Source organism: Peribacillus sp. SIMBA_075 (assembly GCF_046534585.1).
Genome location: NZ_JAWRYN010000364.1, coordinates 1 through 298 on the forward strand (window position 1 = coordinate 1; position 298 = coordinate 298).

Sequence of the window (298 nt, forward strand, 5' to 3'; positions counted from 1 at the left end):
TATGGACAGTACGGTTTTATTTGCCCTTGGCTTGACGCTTTTCGCGGGGCTTGCGACCGGGATCGGCAGTTTGATCGCATTCTTCGCTTCCCGCACCAATACGAAGTTTCTGTCTGTGTCGCTCGGTTTTTCGGCTGGGGTCATGATCTATGTCTCGATGATCGAAATCTTCTTTAAAGCGAAAGACGCACTGACAGCAGCACAAGGGGAGACGGCTGGCTACTGGCTGACGCTCGCCGGCTTTTTCGGCGGGATGGTATTTATGGCGGTTCTTGACCGTATCCTGCCGCAGATGGGG

At 54.0% G+C, this 298-nt stretch carries 1 protein-coding gene; it reads left to right on the forward strand.

The features are described 5' to 3' along the window. Nucleotide 1: 1 nt before the first annotated feature. A partial coding sequence (locus SB775_RS28600) for a ZIP family transporter (protein ID WP_486360712.1) occupies nucleotides 2-298 on the forward strand: 297 nt, incomplete at its 3' end.